The 16,663-nt window shown below is 48.1% G+C and carries 15 protein-coding genes; 6 read left to right on the top strand and 9 right to left on the bottom strand.

Features of this window, described 5'->3' with window-relative positions; translation table 11 throughout:
* Positions 1-6: 6 nt before the first annotated feature.
* The 4 genes from AC5ZC7_RS14745 to AC5ZC7_RS14730 form a co-directional block, all read right to left on the bottom strand.
* The gene (locus AC5ZC7_RS14745; RefSeq protein ID WP_496162348.1) at positions 7-2,361 is read right to left on the bottom strand and encodes an ABC transporter permease; all 2,355 of its coding nucleotides are present in this window, start codon (positions 2,359-2,361) and stop codon (positions 7-9) included.
* A 31-nt stretch (positions 2,362-2,392) separates the two neighbouring features.
* Entirely contained in the window at positions 2,393-2,608 is a 216-nt protein-coding gene (locus AC5ZC7_RS14740) for a hypothetical protein (RefSeq protein WP_496162349.1), read from the bottom strand.
* A gap of 99 nt (positions 2,609-2,707) precedes the next feature.
* Entirely contained in the window at positions 2,708-5,206 is a 2,499-nt protein-coding gene (locus AC5ZC7_RS14735; RefSeq protein ID WP_496162350.1) for a YfhO family protein, read from the bottom strand.
* 125 nt (positions 5,207-5,331) lie between these two features.
* The gene (locus AC5ZC7_RS14730) at positions 5,332-5,958 is read right to left on the bottom strand and encodes a hypothetical protein (RefSeq protein ID WP_496162351.1); all 627 of its coding nucleotides are present in this window, start codon (positions 5,956-5,958) and stop codon (positions 5,332-5,334) included.
* Positions 5,959-6,082: 124 nt separating this feature from the next.
* Here AC5ZC7_RS14730 and AC5ZC7_RS14725 point away from each other — a divergent pair, with 124 nt between their 5' ends.
* On the top strand, positions 6,083-6,754 hold the full coding sequence (locus AC5ZC7_RS14725) for a hypothetical protein (RefSeq protein ID WP_496162352.1): 672 nt from the start codon (positions 6,083-6,085) through the stop codon (positions 6,752-6,754).
* Between the two features lie 3 nt (positions 6,755-6,757).
* On the opposite strand, the gene bla is transcribed toward AC5ZC7_RS14725, so the two are convergent.
* Positions 6,758-7,477 (bottom strand): subclass B1 metallo-beta-lactamase, encoded by a 720-nt coding sequence (bla, locus tag AC5ZC7_RS14720; RefSeq protein WP_496162353.1) that lies wholly within the window; start codon positions 7,475-7,477, stop codon positions 6,758-6,760.
* Between the two features lie 127 nt (positions 7,478-7,604).
* On the opposite strand from bla, the gene AC5ZC7_RS14715 reads away from it, so the two are divergent.
* The 5 genes from AC5ZC7_RS14715 (at position 7,605) to AC5ZC7_RS14695 (ending at position 13,351) form a co-directional block, all read left to right on the top strand.
* A complete protein-coding gene (locus AC5ZC7_RS14715) occupies positions 7,605-8,420 on the top strand; it encodes a serine O-acetyltransferase (protein WP_496162354.1) in 816 nt (271 codons plus the stop codon).
* Positions 8,421-8,515: 95 nt separating this feature from the next.
* Positions 8,516-10,570 carry a TonB-dependent receptor gene (locus AC5ZC7_RS14710; RefSeq protein WP_511911565.1) on the top strand — a complete coding sequence of 685 codons (2,055 nt, stop codon included), beginning with the start codon at positions 8,516-8,518 and terminating at the stop codon, positions 10,568-10,570.
* 183 nt (positions 10,571-10,753) lie between these two features.
* Entirely contained in the window at positions 10,754-11,548 is a 795-nt protein-coding gene (locus tag AC5ZC7_RS14705) for an ABC transporter permease (protein WP_496162356.1), read from the top strand.
* Between the two features lie 3 nt (positions 11,549-11,551).
* Complete coding sequence (locus AC5ZC7_RS14700; RefSeq protein WP_496162357.1) at positions 11,552-12,325, top strand: ATP-binding cassette domain-containing protein; 774 nt, start codon at positions 11,552-11,554, stop codon at positions 12,323-12,325.
* A 3-nt stretch (positions 12,326-12,328) separates the two neighbouring features.
* Positions 12,329-13,351 carry an MlaD family protein gene (locus AC5ZC7_RS14695; RefSeq protein ID WP_496162358.1) on the top strand — a complete coding sequence of 341 codons (1,023 nt, stop codon included), beginning with the start codon at positions 12,329-12,331 and terminating at the stop codon, positions 13,349-13,351.
* A 3-nt stretch (positions 13,352-13,354) separates the two neighbouring features.
* Here the strand turns inward: AC5ZC7_RS14695 and AC5ZC7_RS14690 are convergent, their stop codons facing one another.
* The 4 genes from AC5ZC7_RS14690 to AC5ZC7_RS14675 all read right to left on the bottom strand — a co-directional run bounded on the left by AC5ZC7_RS14690 (position 13,355) and on the right by AC5ZC7_RS14675 (position 16,662).
* Positions 13,355-13,651 (bottom strand): isochorismate lyase, encoded by a 297-nt coding sequence (locus tag AC5ZC7_RS14690; protein WP_496162359.1) that lies wholly within the window; start codon positions 13,649-13,651, stop codon positions 13,355-13,357.
* 1 nt (position 13,652) lies between these two features.
* A complete protein-coding gene (locus AC5ZC7_RS14685; protein WP_496162360.1) occupies positions 13,653-14,357 on the bottom strand; it encodes a 3-keto-alpha-glucoside-1,2-lyase-like domain-containing protein in 705 nt (234 codons plus the stop codon).
* A 62-nt stretch (positions 14,358-14,419) separates the two neighbouring features.
* Positions 14,420-15,121 (bottom strand): CDGSH iron-sulfur domain-containing protein, encoded by a 702-nt coding sequence (locus tag AC5ZC7_RS14680; protein WP_496162361.1) that lies wholly within the window; start codon positions 15,119-15,121, stop codon positions 14,420-14,422.
* Between the two features lie 197 nt (positions 15,122-15,318).
* Positions 15,319-16,662, bottom strand: a complete 1,344-nt coding sequence (locus AC5ZC7_RS14675; protein ID WP_496162362.1) for an alpha-L-fucosidase — start codon at positions 16,660-16,662, stop codon at positions 15,319-15,321.
* Position 16,663 lies beyond the last annotated feature (1 nt).

Here is a 16,663-nt window from a genome sequence, read left to right as displayed (position 1 = left end):
CTGCCGCTATTCCATTTGTAAAGCCTTTACAGGATTGGCTCCCGCTGCCTTGAGTCCCTGGTAACTAATAGTAGCCAGGGCAATGAGCGTAGTCAGCAGGCCAGCTGCCAGGAACATCCACCACTGCAATTCAACGCGATAGTCGACATGCTTCAACACCTGTTGCATGACCAGTATCGCAATGGGTACGGTAATGAGGAAAGCGATGAAAACAGGTTTCAGGAATTCCTTTGCCAGCATAAACCATATGCGTGCGGCACTGGCGCCCATAATTTTCCGGATGCCTATTTCTTTGGTACGCCGTTCTGCCAGGAAAGAAGATAATCCAAATAATCCCAGACAGGAAATCAGGATAGCCAGCCCCCCGGTCCAGTTCAACATAAACCCGGACGACCGGATGCCATTGAATTTTTGCTGATAGGCTTCCTTGATAAAATGAAACTCGAAAGGAATAGAAGGATTAGTTTTTTTGATCGCCGCCTCAATTTTCACCAGTGCATTTTGCGGGTTAGATATTTTTCGTAACCGCACAAAGAGATGGCCCATTGGCCCCGTACTCAGATATACGATCATGGGCTGGGGTGCGTCGTATGGATCGTTGGATACGAAGTCTTTGACCACACCAACAATAGGATGGTTATCCAGCAGGGTACCAAGAACCGGTTCTTTTAATCCCATGCGTTTTACCGCTGCTTCATTAACCAGGCAACTCATGGTGTCACTTCCATATTCCGGGCTGAAGTCGCGCCCCGCAGCCAGTTGCAGCCCGCCTGTTTTTACCCAGTTATATTGTACCCAGGTGAGGATCACCGGGAAGTTCTGATCAGCTGTTTTGCCCGGCCACTGAACGCCGTCTGACGCGCCACCAAATCGTAACAGATCATCCGATCCGGCTGAAACCTGTTCTATTTCCGGGATGCGGGAAAACTCATCCCGCATCAGCGCAAATTTTCCACCCATATCACCCCTGGCAGGTATTTCCAGTAACATATCCTGGTTATAGCCTACCGGCCTGTTTTCTCCATACTGTATCTGCCGGTAAAGAACGATGGTGGTGATGATCAAAAAGATGGAAATCACAAATTGAACCGTTACCAGTGTTTTCCGGAAAGTGCCTCCTCCACGTTGTGCTACGATGGCCCCCTTCAATACTTTTACTGGTTGGAAGCTGCTGAGAAAAAAGGCAGGGTAACTGCCGGCTACCAGGCCGGTAAGGAAGGTGAGCAATACAATACCGGATAATATTTTCCAGTTGGCGATACCCAACATCATACTTCTGCCCGAGATCCGGTTAAATCCAGGGATCGCCAGTTTGGCGAGCAGTATGCCCAACAGCATAGCGAGAAATGTAACCAACAATGCTTCTACCAGGAATTGGAAGATGATGGTTGTCCTGGAGGCGCCTAAAGCCTTGCGCACTCCCACTTCCCGGGCGCGGCGTTCAGAGCGGGCGGTAGCCAGGTTCATGAAATTGATGCAGGCAATCAATAAAATGAATAAACCAATCGTACCCAATAACATCACAATTTGAATACGGCCGCCGTTGGGTTGCCCGTTTTTGAAACTGCCATGCATACGCATGTCAGCAAAAGGATAGGCAAATAAATAGTGCTCGTGATCGTTCGGGAGGCTCGTTTGTTTGGACACCTTTTTCAGCTTGTTATTAAAGGCAGCTAAATTGCTACCTGGCCGCAGTTGTACCCAGGTGGCCAGGCGATAGTTATCCCATTTTTCAATCCAGTCAGCATTCTCTTTTTCAAAAAGGCGGAAGGGGAGCACTACATCGAATTTGGTGGTACTGTTAGGCGGCACATCCCGAATGATGGCGGCCACTTTCAGGTCGTGCTGATTATTAAACCGGACAATTTTTCCCATGGCCTCAGTAGTGCCAAATAGCCTCTTGGCGGCACTTTCGGTGAGTACAATGTTATCCGGTGCCCCCAATGCCGTCACCGGATCGCCTGTTATAGCCGGATAGGTAAACATGTTAAAGTAGGCAGGATCGGTATAAGTGCTTTCCTGGTAGATACTTTTATCTCCCACCACTAAAAGTCCCTGACCACCGAAAGCGCTGCGGGAAGCATATTTTATCTCCGGGAGGTCTTGCACGAGTTTTTTCATCAGTGGTCCCTGGGTAGCCTGACTGGTTTGCCAGGACCCTTCCTGCTGGCGATTTTCCAGGATCCGGTATAGGCTGCTGCTGTTTTGATGAAAAGTATCAAAGCTAAATTCATCATTGATCCATAGCAAGATAAGAATACCGGTAGCCAAGCCAATAGAAAGGCCCCCGATATTGATCAGGGAGGATAATTTGTTTTTAAGGAGATTTTTCCATCCGTTTCTCCAATAGCTTTTGAACATAGATAACAGTTGTTTAAGGTTAAATGCCGGCTCATTTTTCTACAGAACAACCAAGGGAAGGATGAGGAATGGGAAAGAGAGGTATTTCTTCTTTACTATAGGATAATAAATAGTAAGGATATACGTAGCTGGTGCCCTGGTTCCCGAATGATACCCGGGAGCGGGCCTCCGGCCGGCTTCCTTCTTCCATGCGCCGGCTGAGTGGCGGCAGGAAGAAGGAAGTAGTGGAAGAGGGTATGTTTTTCATACGAGGTAATGTTTGGAATCAGTAACTATCCAAAAATTACATCAGCAGCGTGGAGGTATTATTGAAATGTGATAAAAACATCGTTTCCGGTGACGAAAGTTAATTCTTCGCATCCGGTAAAGATGTCTTGTAGCTGTTCCACGCAGTCCATAAAAAGCCAACCGCCACGGCGATCAGCAGGAACCAGGAGGAGATAGCCGCAATTTTTCTTCCGAGAAAGAAAGTGGCTGGTTCAAATTTAAACGTGATATCATGCTTACCGGCAGGTATTTTCAAACCACGCAATGCATAATCAACACGGATGATGTCGGCGGCCTTTTGATCTATATAAGCTTTCCATCCGGCGGGGTAATAGATCTCGGAGAATACGGCCAGGCCTTCGCCGGTATTTTGCGCCGTATACTGCAACTGGTTCAATCCGTATTTTGTTAGTGCGATGCTGGCGTTGCTGTCGGCCACCGGTGTGAAAGCACCCACAACAGGCTGGAAGCGTTTATCTATCACAGCGGTATCTTTTGGGTTGAAATGATCCAGCGTTTGCATTTCAGTATTGGCGTCCGGTACCCAGTTAATCGCCTTTACAAACCAGGCATTGCCCAACGCACCAGGATTCAATTGTGCCACAGGTTGTCCGGATTTTTGATCTGGTACAATGAAATATTTGGTGTTCAGCATATTGAGCACCGCCATATTATTTTTGGTGAGCTGGTGTTCAATCAGGTCTTCATAGATCCATAATTTAGCCGGACTCTGGCCGCCTACCGATTTATGAAAGTAAGAGGTGCCAGCATCCAGGAAGGGATTGGTAGTAAGATTAAATACCCGGTAATAAGGATCTTTATCTTTCAGGATTTGTTCATCGGCAGGCGATGGGGATACAAATCCTGCCAATGGCGCTTCACTGAAGTTGTCTTCGTTCATAAAAGTTTTATCCAGCTGGAAGCTATCAAACAGCACAGCCACAGTAATAATGGCTACTGCGATGACTGGTTTTAAGCGTCCTTTCAGGAAATACCACATAGCAGCAAAAGCGATGACGAGGAGTATCAATGCGCGGATGCCGTCTGCTCTCAGCAGTGCGCTGCGATCTTGTTTCAGTGCGCCCACGAGTTTGGCGGCGGGAATTTCGCCTCCCAGCATTTGTGTATAGCGCGCCAGCAATGCGTTGTCGCCCGGACCAGCAAAAGGATACATCACACTGCCAACAATGGCGAGTAGTATCACGAGTCCGCCGGTGAGAAACAGTGCCAGTTTCAGGTGTTGCTGTAAAACCGCTTTGGGCTGATTGCCATATACCAGTTCCTGTAAAGCCCAGCAGGCAAGTATCACCATGGATACCTGTGGAATGGCCAATGCCATGGTAGGCGCACGGAACTTGCTGTACAAGGGGAGATGATAAAACAGGAAGTTATTGAGTTCGGGGAAATTGCTGCCCCAGCTCAATAGGATACCGACGATGGTAGCGGCTACCAGCCACCATTTTTGCCAGCTCTTAATAATGAAAAGCGACAATACAAACAGGAAACAGATAATAGCGCCTATATAAGCCGGCCCCGAAGTGAACGGCTGACCACCCCAATACAGCTGCCAGCTGGAACTGTTAACGGCTTCTTCTGCCTTGGCAGGAGGCACGCCGATTTCTGTGAGGGCCCGGTACGTATGCGAGCCCGTAGATAATTTACCGTTAGAAGAACCGCCTACCAGGTGCGGAAGCAGCAGGGTGAAAGTTTCTCCTTTACCGTAACTCCATTGAAATGCATAGTCGATATCCAAACCGCCGGATTTCTTATGTTCTTTGTCTTGCGGGTTGAGTGTCAGTTCGGACTGACTGCCACGAATCGTATATTTCGTGTACTCTTTCATGATCAGCAGGTTGTCCATGGCTGGGAGCACTGCCAGTACGCCTGCGATGGCCAGTACTACTGAAGCTTTGATGAAAGTGGGCAATTGCTTCTCCCGAAAGGCATTAATACCTGCGGCTATCCCCAGGCATATTGCCATCAGGAAGGTATAGTAGGTGATCTGTGGGTGATTATTGTAAATCTGTACGGCTGCGGCCAGGGCTGTTAAGCAGCCTCCTGCGAGGTAGCGCCCACGATAGGCAAGTATCATACCGGCCAGTACCGGCGCCATATAAGCCATGGCCATCACCTTTGTGATATGCCCCGCATCTATACTGACCACGGTGAAGGTGGCAAAGCCATAAGCAACAGCCCCCATGATACGTATCCAGTATTTTACATCCACTACCGCCAGAAAAACATACATGCCCATCATCAGCACAAAAAACATATCGGCGGGATTTGGTAACCATAAAGTCAGTGCTTTATTGATAACACCTATCTTGTTAGTAGAAGGGCCGGTGAAGATGACATAAGAAGGCATGCCGCCAAACATGCTGTTGGTCCACATCGGTAAATCGCCGGTAGACTTGTAATAATCCCATGCTTCTTTCGACATGCCTTCATAATGCATCATGTCCGACTGAAACAATTGTTTGCCTTCCAATACCGGGCTGCAAAACGCCAGGGCAAGTCCCACAAATATCACAACAGCCGCAATATGAGGAAGAAAAGCTTTTAACCAGGTTGATTTCATATATTGTTGATTATCTTTTAATTATAAATAGTTATCTGAAGTTGATTCTAGTGAAAAAAGGCCTTTGTTTAAAGTATTACTTTAAGTCAACCTAAAGCAATACTTTAACTGAAAGTGACGCTGCTTTACAACATCGTCGCCTTCGTTTTCACCAGTTTAAAGTGTTCATCATTCACATCTACATCCATAAAATAGATGGTACCATTTTCCAGGAACACTCTTTTTTTCAACACTTCATCCGACAAATAATCGCCGGCTGTTGGAATAAGAAAAGGCTCGATCAGCGGTTGCCAACGACTATTACGGAACGTAAATGTTGTCATCAGATAAGTATTGGCATTCATGGGCGCCTGGTATACGCTGAGCTCATCTGCACCGTCAAAGTTCAGGTCACCTTCATTAAATAAGCGGGCTTCACAGCAACTAATATCAGTGGCGGGGAGCTTTGTGCCGAAAAATCGCAGGGCATATTCATCCGGTACACCGTCTTCCACCGGGTTACCATATCCGTTTTTGGTACGGACAATATAAGCGGTATCCGTTTGTCCGTCACCGTTAAAGTCGCCGGTAATAGCGTTGCTATCAGCCGGAGGACGGTTAGGATCGGCGGTATCTTTTATCACTGGCGGGGTATAAATTACCTTAGGTGTTGCAACAGTTAAGCTATCTTGTGAGGGAGTTTCCTTAGCCGGTCCGGTGCCCTGGCAAGCTGTTATCAAGCCCACCAGCAGCAGAGGCAAATAAAGTTTCATCTAATAAATTTGCGGGTAAATATATTGAAATATATAAGCACATGACCGCTTTTTTGAGAATGGCTGAAAAGTGTGAGCACCTGATATAACAGCAATGGCTATCTTTAACGATCACTGTACCTGTATGAAATGTTTGCGATTTTTCTTGTTAGCCGGATTTCCCCTGCTGTTTGCCTGCCACCTGCGCCATTCCATAAAACATAATACCAAAGATACCCTGGTGCAGGCTGAAACAGTACATCATGATCCGGTCATGGATAGCTGTCTTACTCCCGTGATGGGGCACCGCTTTATATTGTATGGTGATTTTGATGGAGATGGACATCCGGATACATTGACCGAACACCTTTTCAGTGGCATTGACGGCCGGGAAACGAATAAGTATTATAAGGACATTGACTACGACTTACAGGTATGGCTAAACGATCATCAGTTACCTTATTCGTTTGTGAGTTGCAGCAACTCCAATATCGATACGTTGCATACAGGCAGGGAACTGGTATTTGGGTTATCCTGGTTGAAAAACGAAGGTGATTTAAATGGAGATGGCATCGATGAAGTATCGTATATCTCAGATTGGGCCGATTGGTCTAACCTCAACACCTGTCATCTTGTGACCTGGCGGCATCACCGCTGGGAAGAGTTGTATCGTTTTCCGGTATCGGATTACGCCGTGCCGGAAACACCGGATACTACCCATTTCCCTGGCTTCATCCGGAAAATAAAGCCAGGGAAGATCATGGTACAAATTAATAATATGGGCATCACAGATAGTGCGATTATCCGTATCCGTTAGCCGTTATTTTTTCAGTAGTTCCAGGGAGTGATTCACTTGTTCAATGCCACCTTTCCATCCTTCATGACCAGGAATCAGGAAGGCCGGATGAGGAAATTTGCCTTTCAGCCGTTGCAGGGAGGCCGGGTACGCCTGTACATTGCCATCGCCGAGGAAGCCCATATTGGTAGCATCCAGGCTTTTCACAAAGCAGCCGCCATATAAAACTTTTGATTGTGGCAGCCAGATCACGATGTTGTCTTTCGTATGTCCTTCACCGGGGTAGTAGGTTTGCAGTTTGACACCGTGGATATTGAAAACAGTATCCTTGCGGAATACATACGCGGCGGCTTTTTCGTTCCGTGCTTTACAAAGATCCTGTGTTTGTTGGGTGCTGTATGTTTTCACGCCCATCTCTTTTAATATATCCAAACCGGCCGTGCAATCGGCATGAAAATGCGTCACAATGCAATGCGTGATTTTTTGATGATACTGTTGTTCCAGGGTATCCACCAGTTGCCGGGTCTGGTCTTCACTCCAGGGGGTATTAATTAATATAATGCCCTTGCCTGTTACAATATATATTCCGTTGGCAGGCACCCAGGCGCCTTTATATTCTCCATACGATACTGACGTATATACATTCCCGGTAAGATGGGTATGCTGCATGGGTGGTTGGGGATCCTGTGCAAAAGTAGCCGTAGTACCTAACAGGCATCCAAAAAGAAGCAGTAGATTTTTCATGATTTCCAGTGATATACCTGCGAAATTAAGGCATTCCTATACGGCTGCATTCAATTTTTTTTATCTCCGGAAACATTATCCTACTAATTTAGTAGATTATTCATATCTTACTGTTAAATCAAGTGTTTTGGATAGTCGTCATACACAATCGCTTATCAATTTACTACGCCAAACCCATCATGCCGAGTGGGAGGCTACCCCTGCGGCGCAAGACGCCATTGCCTGGTTGAATGACCTGGTGAGTTTCCTCTTTCCCGGAAATCATCTTCCCAAACAAACCTCTTACCAGGGCATCCTCAAAAAGAACCAGATAGACCTGGAAAACATCCTGCTCAGTTACCTGGATCCGCAGGAGGTACCTATAGAAGATATTGCAAACGCCTTTTATAACTCGTTGGGAACCATTTATCAGCATCTCCGGCATGATGCCACCAAAATTCATGAATATGATCCCGCCGCTACCAGTGTGAATGAGGTCATTGTGTCGTATCCCGGCTTTTATGCGATCACCGTATACCGCATTGCGCACCGGTTAACGCAGCTCCTGGTACCCGTACTGCCCCGGATTATCAGCGAGTACGCGCACGGTAAAACGGGCATCGACATTCACCCCAATGCACAGATAGATGTACCATTTATTATAGACCATGGCACCGGCATTGTTATCGGTGCTACCAGCATCATTGGGGCCAACGTCGTGATTTACCAGGGCGTAACGCTGGGCGCGTTGCAGGTAACCAAGGAATTGTCGGAGGTAAAAAGGCATCCCACAGTGGAAGATGATGTGATTATATACGCGCGCAGCACCATTCTTGGCGGGAATACTACCATTGGCAAAGGCAGCATTATTGGCGGCAGCGTATTTATTACTAAAAGTGTTCCCCCATTTTCCCAGGTATTTAATACCCACCAGGTGAGAATTACCACCAAAACAATGAGCTAGTACACTCCACACAAATACCGGTATCATTCGCAGAAATATTTTTATCTTATGCCCGTTGCCACGCTGGCCAGCGTGGCACAAGAATTTATCCAGATATGCGCATGAGAATTTTACCGGCAGCCATTTTATTCACCAGTTGTTTTATGACAAACCACCTGCACGCGCAGGACACGCTACAACAGTTACCAGAGGTAGTGATTCAATCGTATTTATCAAAAACGCCCCTGCAGCGTGTACCCACCGCCGTGAGTGTGTTGTCGCCGGCTGATATGCAGCTACAGCAGGGTGCTTCACTGCTGCCGGCTTTCAACACGGTGCCGGGTATACGCATGGAGGAAAGATCGCCGGGGAGTTATCGTTTATCCATCAGGGGTAGTTTACTGCGTTCGCCTTTTGGGATCCGTAATATTAAAATATATGCCGGCGACATTCCGCTGACGGACGCCGGCGGCAATACTTATTTGAATCTTATTGACCCGGACGTCATCGGCCAGGCAGAAATATTGAAAGGGCCGGATGGCAGCCTGTTTGGCGCTAACTCCGGCGGCGTGGTGCGCCTGGACCTGGCGCCCGTACCCAATGATACGGCCCATCTGCAAGTGAACCTGCAGGGAGGCAGCTTTGGCCTGTTTCATGGCAGCCTGGCCTGGCAGCAACAATGGAAGCATTACCAGTTACAGGTTTTCCAGGGATACCAACGGGCAGATGGCTACCGCCAGAATACTGCTATGAAAAGATCGTATACCCAAACCACCCAACGATGGGAATACCAACCTGGTTACGCCCTGAAATTGCTGGCCTTTTATTCGGACTTGTCGTACCGCACACCCGGCGGATTAACGCTTGCACAAAGCGAAGCAAATCCGCGGGCTGCCCGCCCGGCAACACCTGCTTTACCCGGCGCTATTAGCCAACAGGCAGGGATTTACAACCGCACCTTCCAGGGCGGACTGGTACATGAAGCACAATTCACCCCCCGGTGGCAACACGTGCTATCCGCATTTGGCGCCAATACCCATTTTGAGAATCCTTTCATTACCAATTATGAAGCAAGAGATGAAAATACGGCCGGCTTCCGCACCTACCTGCAATGGATCAATGACCCCGCACGGCAACAAGGCATACAATGGAAATGGCTGAATGGTGCGGAATGGCAGCAAACCAGCACCGACGTTATCAATTATGGTAACCGGGGCGGAAAACGAGATACCGTGATGGCAGCCGATAAACTCACCGCGCACCAGTACTTTTTCTTTACCCGCTTTCATGCTACGCTCCGGCAGTTTACGCTGGAAGCCGCCGCCAGTTTGAATTATTATGGCTATAGCTATAACAGCCAGGGTCACACGAATATTCGTTTCACCCCGCAGCTGATGCCACGGCTGTCTGTGTCGTATGAATTCACGCCACTGGTAACAGGACGTATCACCGTAAGCAGGGGCTATTCGCCGCCAGCTACTGCTGAAGTACGTGCATCCGACAACGTTATTAATACCGGGCTGCAACCGGAAACGGGCTGGAACTATGAAACCGGCATACGTGCCGCCACCCGCTGGGGCAGGGCCACGGTGGATGCTGCATTCTTTTACTACCGGATGCAAAACGCCATTGTAAAGCGGCAGAATGCGCAGGGAGAAGATTATTTTGTGAACGCCGGCGGCGTTCATCAGAAGGGAATCGAGTTGCAGGGGATGTGGTGGATCTTGTCGCCACGGAGCAGCGGGGTATTGCGGGGTATCAAATGGCAGGAGGGATATACGTTCAGCGATTTTACATTCCATGATTATATCAGTGGTACGAAAAACTATTCCGGTAACCGCCTCACCGGGGTACCACAACACCTGCTGGTAAGCAGTGTGTTATGGCAATTCCCGGCAGGCATCTCCCTATATACCCAACATACCTTTACCAGCCGCATTCCACTGGATGATGCCAACAGCACTTTTGCCGGCAGCTATCACCTGCTACAGGCCAATGTGAACTGGAAACTGTCGTTGCATACCCGCTATGCGGTGTATTTAAGGGCAGGTGCCGATAACCTGCTGGATGTAAAATACAGCCTGGGCAACGACCTGAATGCAGTAGGGAACCGTTTTTATAACCCGGCTCCCGGCAGGAACTATTTTGGTGGTATCCGCGTAGTGCTGTAACCGTTATACCCGCCTGCTGTGGAAGGAATGTACCGGAGTGGGCATTGGCATCCTCAGCGCCCGGGGTGTGATGGATGGCGGTAAAAAGCAAATTCCCTTTCCTGGCGGGCGCCAACATATTCATCGCCATCGTTAACAAAAGCGGCATAGAATTGTAATTAGTGTGTAAGCATTTACATACAGATGAATTCTACCAACGAAAAACAGGATAAGCCGGTTATCACCGCTAAAATTGATGGGTTTTTTATCACCTTCTATAATGTATCCGTCTTTATAGCCCGATTCTTCCGGGAGGCATTTCGTCCTCCGGTAGAATGGGGAGAATTTGTACGGCAATGTTACCAGGTGGGATATAAATCGCTGGCACTGGTCACGGTCACCGGTTTTATTACCGGTGTGGTGTTTACAGAACAATCGCGGCCCACATTATCTGAATTCGGAGTAACTGCCTGGCTGCCTTCCTTGGTGGCTATTGCAGTAGTAAGGGCGCTGGCGCCACTGATTGCCGCCCTGATTTGCGCCGGTAAGGTAGGATCCAGCATTGGCGCTGAGTTAGGCTCTATGAAAGTAACGGAACAGATAGATGCCATGGAGGTATCTGCCATTAATCCTTTCCGTTATCTTATTGTTACCCGGGTAACGGCAATGACCATCTGTTTACCGTTGCTCATGTTCTACAACGCCCTGATTGGGTGCATGGGGTCTTATTTTGATGTACATGCACATGAACAAACCAGCCTTATTTCTTTTTTTGACAACGCTTTTGCACAGATCACTTTCCTGGATTATACCACCGCCCTTACCAAATCAATTTTATATGGATTTACCATTGGTATTGTAAGCTGTTACCAGGGATGGAACGCCTCTCAGGGCACGATGGGCGTAGGTAAAGCGGCCAACGTATCTGTGATTGTGTCCATGTTCCTGATTTTTATTGAAGAAGTTATTATTGTTCACGTGTTTAATTCTATCCGGTAGTATATGAAAGAAAATGAACACCATATCGATAAGAATGAAACAGTGATCAAAATACGTGATCTGTATAAGTCGTTCGGCGATAAACATGTATTACAGGGCATTAACCTTGATGTATTTAAAGGAGAAAACGTGGTGGTACTAGGTCGTTCCGGTACCGGGAAATCTGTATTGATTAAAATTATCATTGGGTTATTAAGGCCCGATGCCGGTACTGTTAATGTATTGGGGGAAGAAGTGGATCAGCTCAGGGATGCGGATCTGCGGGCATTGCGACTGAAAGTAGGATTCTCTTTTCAAAGCAGTGCGCTGTATGATAGCATGACCGTTGGCGAAAACCTGGCGTTTCCCCTGAAGCGAAATAACCGCAGCCTGACACGGGACCAGATCCGGAAAACGATCGACGTGGTGCTGGATGCCATCGGGTTGCCGGATACTATTAATCAGTACCCGTCTGAATTATCCGGTGGTCAAAAGAAACGCATTGGGATTGGCCGCACGCTGATTTTGCGGCCGGAAATTATGTTATACGATGAGCCTACCGCCGGGTTGGACCCTATTACCTGTATGGAATTGAATAAGTTGATCGTTGCGGTGAAAGAGCGGTTCAACACCAGTTCCATTATCATCACGCACGACCTTACCTGCGCCAAAGAAGTAGGCGACCGGGTAGCCGTGATGGATGAAGGCCGGTTTATCCGGGAGGGTACTTTTGAGGAGGTTTTTACAGAGAAAGATGGATTGATAAAAAGTTTTTACGACTATAACTTTATACAATAAGCTATGGAAGCAGGAAAGAAACGCGCAGTGATTGTAGGCATTTTTGTGGTGTTGGGGCTGGCGATTTTTGTAACGGCCGTTATGATGCTGGGCAAACAACAGAAGTTATTTAATAAATCCGTGCAGGTAAACGCCCTGTTCAAAGATGTGAACGGCTTGGCTGTTGGCCGGAATATCCTGTATTCCGGTGTGAAAATAGGGACCGTCAAGAAAATCAGTTTTGTGCGGGCCAATGAAATCCTGGTGTTGATGAACATCGACCAGAGTGCACAGGAATTTATTCATAAAGATGTGGTAGCCCGTATCAGTTCCGAGGGGTTGATGGGCAATAAAATAGTGATGTTATCCGGTGGTACAGCCAATATGCCGCGGATTGAAGACGGCGACCAGCTCACGGTAGGCAGCGGGTTGAGCACAGAAGAAATCATGAATACGTTACAGGTCAATAATAAAAGCCTGGTAGAAATAACGGACAACCTCAAAGTGATTACCAAGGGGATGGTAGATGGAAAGGGAACTTTGGGTAAACTGCTGACCGACGATTCTGTTTACAAAAACCTGAATGCTTCTATGGCAGGTTTAAACAATGCGGTGGCCAATACCCGCCGTTTAACCAGTGCATTGTCGGCCTATGCTTCCAAACTGCAAACCAAGGGTGTGCTCTCGAATGAGCTGGTTACAGACACGATGGTATTCTCCCAATTACGCTCCGCCGTGTCGCAGATGAACCAAGTGACGGGCAATGCCAACAAAGCCGTACTGGATTTGCAGGCCGCCAGTGCGGGTGTGAAAGAAGGCATGTCCAACAGCAATGCGCCTATAGGCATGTTGCTACAGGACACATTGCTGGCGGATGCATTTAAAGCGACTATTTATAACCTGGAAACCAGCACAGAAAAGCTGGATACCAATATGCTGGCGATCAGGAATAATTTCCTTTTCCGTGGCTACTTCAGAAAGCAGGCCAAGCGGGAAAGAAAAGCGCAGCAGGCAAAAGAGAAGGCAGAAAGGCGTGCACAAAAATAGGCGCTATTGTTTGGCGCGCCAGTGTTGCATTTCTTCTTCAATAAAATGTTTGACAAGATCGCTGTACATTTTCTCAATGGCATCGGGGTTTAATCCCACTTCCGCTGCCCATATTCTTCTTTGTTCCAGCATGGCTTTGAACCGTTCCGGCGCCTGTACCGCGGTGGCACTGGTTTTGAAGGCCGCCGCGGCTTTTACATAATTAAAGCGTTTGCCCAGCAATTGTACTACTTCGTGATCAATCGCATCAATTTCGGTGCGTATATCCTGCATGTTTTCGCAGGCTTCCGGTGATTTCATATTAATGTCCTTTGGCTGAAAATGCTTTAATAGGGGTGAGGTCTACTTTGCGGAACTCTACTTCTGAGCCTTCTGCCTGCAGGGCAATCTGGCCTTTGTGGGCAGTAGCCTGGGTGCCATAGTTAACGAGGTCGCCGTTGACCCATACTTTGATGGCATTGCCTACGCATTCTATGATCATGGTATTCCATTCGCCCAGCGGTTTTTCTGAGCCATCGGTGAGATTGATGATGCGGCGTTTTTTACCGTCTACCGCACCCCATTCACTTTTAGGACCACGACGTTTTTCCATGTCGGGTACGGTGATGTCTTCACCGATACACCAGAAATCGCCGGCATCCTGGTGTTGCATTTGTACCTCTATGGATTTGGGGAACATGCCGTACAGTACGCGGGGAGTAGAGGCAAATACCAATACGCCGCAGTTGCCGGGTTTGCCGGGGAAGCGGTATTGTACTTCCAGGCGGTAGTTTTCATAGCTGGCATCTGTAATGATATGGCCTTGTGGACTGGCCAGGCTAACGAATACGCCATTCCGCACCAGGAAAGGGCTTTTAACGTTAGGATCTTTGTCCATGGCAGGAACATCAATATGCCAGCCGCTAAGGTCTTTGAAGTTGAATAAGCTGCGCGTTTGTGCGTTGACGTTGGCAGCACCGCATAGCATCGTCGCTGCGATGCAGGTGGTGAAAATAAGTTTTTTCATAAAGGAACTTATCGGGATTTAGGGCTAAATATAGTGTAGAATTACGAATTACAAATTACGAATTACGGTTCAATCCCATCTTTGAACCCGATCGCCGCATGTGAGCCATCGCAGAAGGGTTTGTTGGCGGAGGCGCCGCAGCGGCATAAAGTAACGCGGTTACGTATTTCATACGGTACGTCTTCTGCGTCTACTACTTCAATGCCTCCCTGCAACCATAGTGGCCCGCTGACATCTTTGGCGGGGTCTTCTATAATACCGATGGTTGGTTTCAGCTCCGGTTCTACAGGTGTTTGTGTGGCCCGGTCCCAGGCTACCAGGCGACCGGAAGGGCATTCGCCTACCTGCTTAATAAATTGTGCTTTGATGGAAGGATGATCGGTATCGTTGACCATATTCCATACCTGTCCGTTGGGGTCGCAGAAGCGGGCAAACGCACAGAGGTGTTGTACATCTGTGAGTAGCATGGTGGGGCCTTCCAGCACTTCGGCATCATCAATATAGTTGGTATGCCCGGCAGTTTCGGTGCCATCAAAATGTATTTTCCGATGGGTATTGTCGCAGAAGGGTTTGTTTTTGGAGTGGCCGCAGCGGCAAAGGTAAAAGGGTTGTTCTCCAGGGGTAAAGGCTTTGCCAGGTATCCATTTCTGCGATTCCTTATGTACGTTGGTGCCTATGGTTTCTAACCGTAAAGGGACGGTGCCGCTTACTTCGTAGGGACCATCAGTGGTTACTTTTACCCGGATGCCTGGTGCTGCTTTCATAATGGCTTTTAGCAACTAAACAACGGGCAGCGGAAAAAGTTGCTCTTGGGTGAGCAGAAAGCAGAAAGCGGAAAGCGGAAAGCGGAAAGCGGAAAGCGGAAAGCAAAAAGCTATTTCAGCGAGTGATCATATGCGGATATTTAGTCGCTTTGATCACTCGCTGAAATAGCTTTTTGCTTTCCGCTTTCTGCTTTCTGCTATTGAAGCACCAGTTCAATCACCGGAATTTCCATGGCTGGTTTTTTCTCGGGGAGTGATAAGGCGAGGTTATCGCCATCGGCGGTAAACTTCACTTCGGAGTTGTCGTGCAGAAGCTGGGCATATTTTACTTTGCCTTTGTATCCGGGCAGTATAACCTTGTTATTGTATTCCAGCAGGTGTACGTACAATCTTTTGGTAGTGGGATTGTAGGTGAGCATGGAATTTTGCGGAACAGCAAATGATTCCGGTGCATAGGTGCAGCCGTAGATAGATTCGCTGTTGCCTTTCATCCAGTCGCCGATGTTACCGAGGGCATTTTGGGCGCGGGCATCAAATACGCCGCGGGCAGTGGGACCTACGTTAAGGATCAGGTTACCACCACGACTTACGGAGCCGATCAGCAGTTGCAGCAGTTCGTGCGTGCTTTTCCAGGTATTTTCATCGCGGTAGTAGCCCCAGGAGCCGGAGAAGGTCTGGCAGGTTTCCCATGTTTTACCCCGGAATTTTTCGAGCTCGTCTACTTTCACCTGTTCAGGGGTGAGGAAGTCGGCGCCATCTTCATATTCTTCAAGGTTGAGGCGGTTGTCTACGATGATACCGGGTTGAAGTTTACGGATCATTTTCAGGAGGTCTACCGCTGCCCAGTCGTCTTTGCCTTTACCGTTTTTGCCGGCATAGGAGAAGTCGAGCCACAGGATATCGATTTTGCCGTAGCGGGTGAGCAGTTCTTTAATCTGGTCACGCAGGTACTGACGGTATTTGTTCATATCCCTGCCGGCATTCAGGCGGGCATAGGCGCTATCGGAGTTATCAGCCGGGCGCTGCGGATGCACGTAGTCGATGGTAAAGTCCGGGTGATGCCAGTCGATCAGCGAGTAGTAGAAACCTACTTTAATACCTTCTGCCCGGAAGGCGTCTACAAATTCCTTTACCAGGTCACGTTTGGCCAGGGTATTAGTGGCTTTGTAGTCGGTGTATTTTGAGTCAAATAAGCAGAAGCCTTCGTGGTGTTTGGTGGTGAGTACGGCGTACTTCATACCGGCGGCTTTGGCTTGTTTGGCCCAGGTTTTTGGATCGAATTGGGTGGGATTAAACAGGTCGAAATAATTTTGATATTGTTCGTTGGTAAGTCGCTCATTGTGCTTTACCCATTCATGTCTGGCGGGCATGGCATACAAGCCCCAGTGGATAAACATACCGAAGCGGTCGTGTGTCCACCAGGCCATGCGTTGTTCTTTCTGTGCGGCTGTTTCTGTGCCTATCCGTTTTAATTCCTGTGCCTGTACGGAGAAGAACGGACTGGCTATCAGTGCCGCCATCAGTAATTGTTTCTTTAGCATT

The organism is Chitinophaga sp. 9-1-y, from assembly GCF_059511905.2.
This window is presented reverse-complemented; position numbering and strand designations above follow the sequence as displayed.

What these genes read in the sequence shown, in the direction of transcription:
- AC5ZC7_RS14745 (WP_496162348.1), bottom strand. Translation starts at nt 2,361, where the DNA reads ATGTTCAAAAGCTATTGGAGAAACGGATGGAAAAATCTCCTTAAAAAC.
- AC5ZC7_RS14705 (WP_496162356.1), top strand. Translation starts at nt 10,754, where the DNA reads ATGAATTCTACCAACGAAAAACAGGATAAGCCGGTTATCACCGCTAAA.
- AC5ZC7_RS14680 (WP_496162361.1), bottom strand. Translation starts at nt 15,121, where the DNA reads ATGAAAGCAGCACCAGGCATCCGGGTAAAAGTAACCACTGATGGTCCC.
- bla (WP_496162353.1), bottom strand. Translation starts at nt 7,477, where the DNA reads ATGAAAAATCTACTGCTTCTTTTTGGATGCCTGTTAGGTACTACGGCT.
- AC5ZC7_RS14700 (WP_496162357.1), top strand. Translation starts at nt 11,552, where the DNA reads ATGAAAGAAAATGAACACCATATCGATAAGAATGAAACAGTGATCAAA.
- AC5ZC7_RS14735 (WP_496162350.1), bottom strand. Translation starts at nt 5,206, where the DNA reads ATGAAATCAACCTGGTTAAAAGCTTTTCTTCCTCATATTGCGGCTGTT.
- AC5ZC7_RS14740 (WP_496162349.1), bottom strand. Translation starts at nt 2,608, where the DNA reads ATGAAAAACATACCCTCTTCCACTACTTCCTTCTTCCTGCCGCCACTC.
- AC5ZC7_RS14685 (WP_496162360.1), bottom strand. Translation starts at nt 14,357, where the DNA reads ATGAAAAAACTTATTTTCACCACCTGCATCGCAGCGACGATGCTATGC.
- AC5ZC7_RS14710 (WP_511911565.1), top strand. Translation starts at nt 8,516, where the DNA reads ATGCGCATGAGAATTTTACCGGCAGCCATTTTATTCACCAGTTGTTTT.
- AC5ZC7_RS14695 (WP_496162358.1), top strand. Translation starts at nt 12,329, where the DNA reads ATGGAAGCAGGAAAGAAACGCGCAGTGATTGTAGGCATTTTTGTGGTG.
- AC5ZC7_RS14725 (WP_496162352.1), top strand. Translation starts at nt 6,083, where the DNA reads ATGAAATGTTTGCGATTTTTCTTGTTAGCCGGATTTCCCCTGCTGTTT.
- AC5ZC7_RS14730 (WP_496162351.1), bottom strand. Translation starts at nt 5,958, where the DNA reads ATGAAACTTTATTTGCCTCTGCTGCTGGTGGGCTTGATAACAGCTTGC.
- AC5ZC7_RS14675 (WP_496162362.1), bottom strand. Translation starts at nt 16,662, where the DNA reads ATGCTAAAGAAACAATTACTGATGGCGGCACTGATAGCCAGTCCGTTC.
- AC5ZC7_RS14690 (WP_496162359.1), bottom strand. Translation starts at nt 13,651, where the DNA reads ATGAAATCACCGGAAGCCTGCGAAAACATGCAGGATATACGCACCGAA.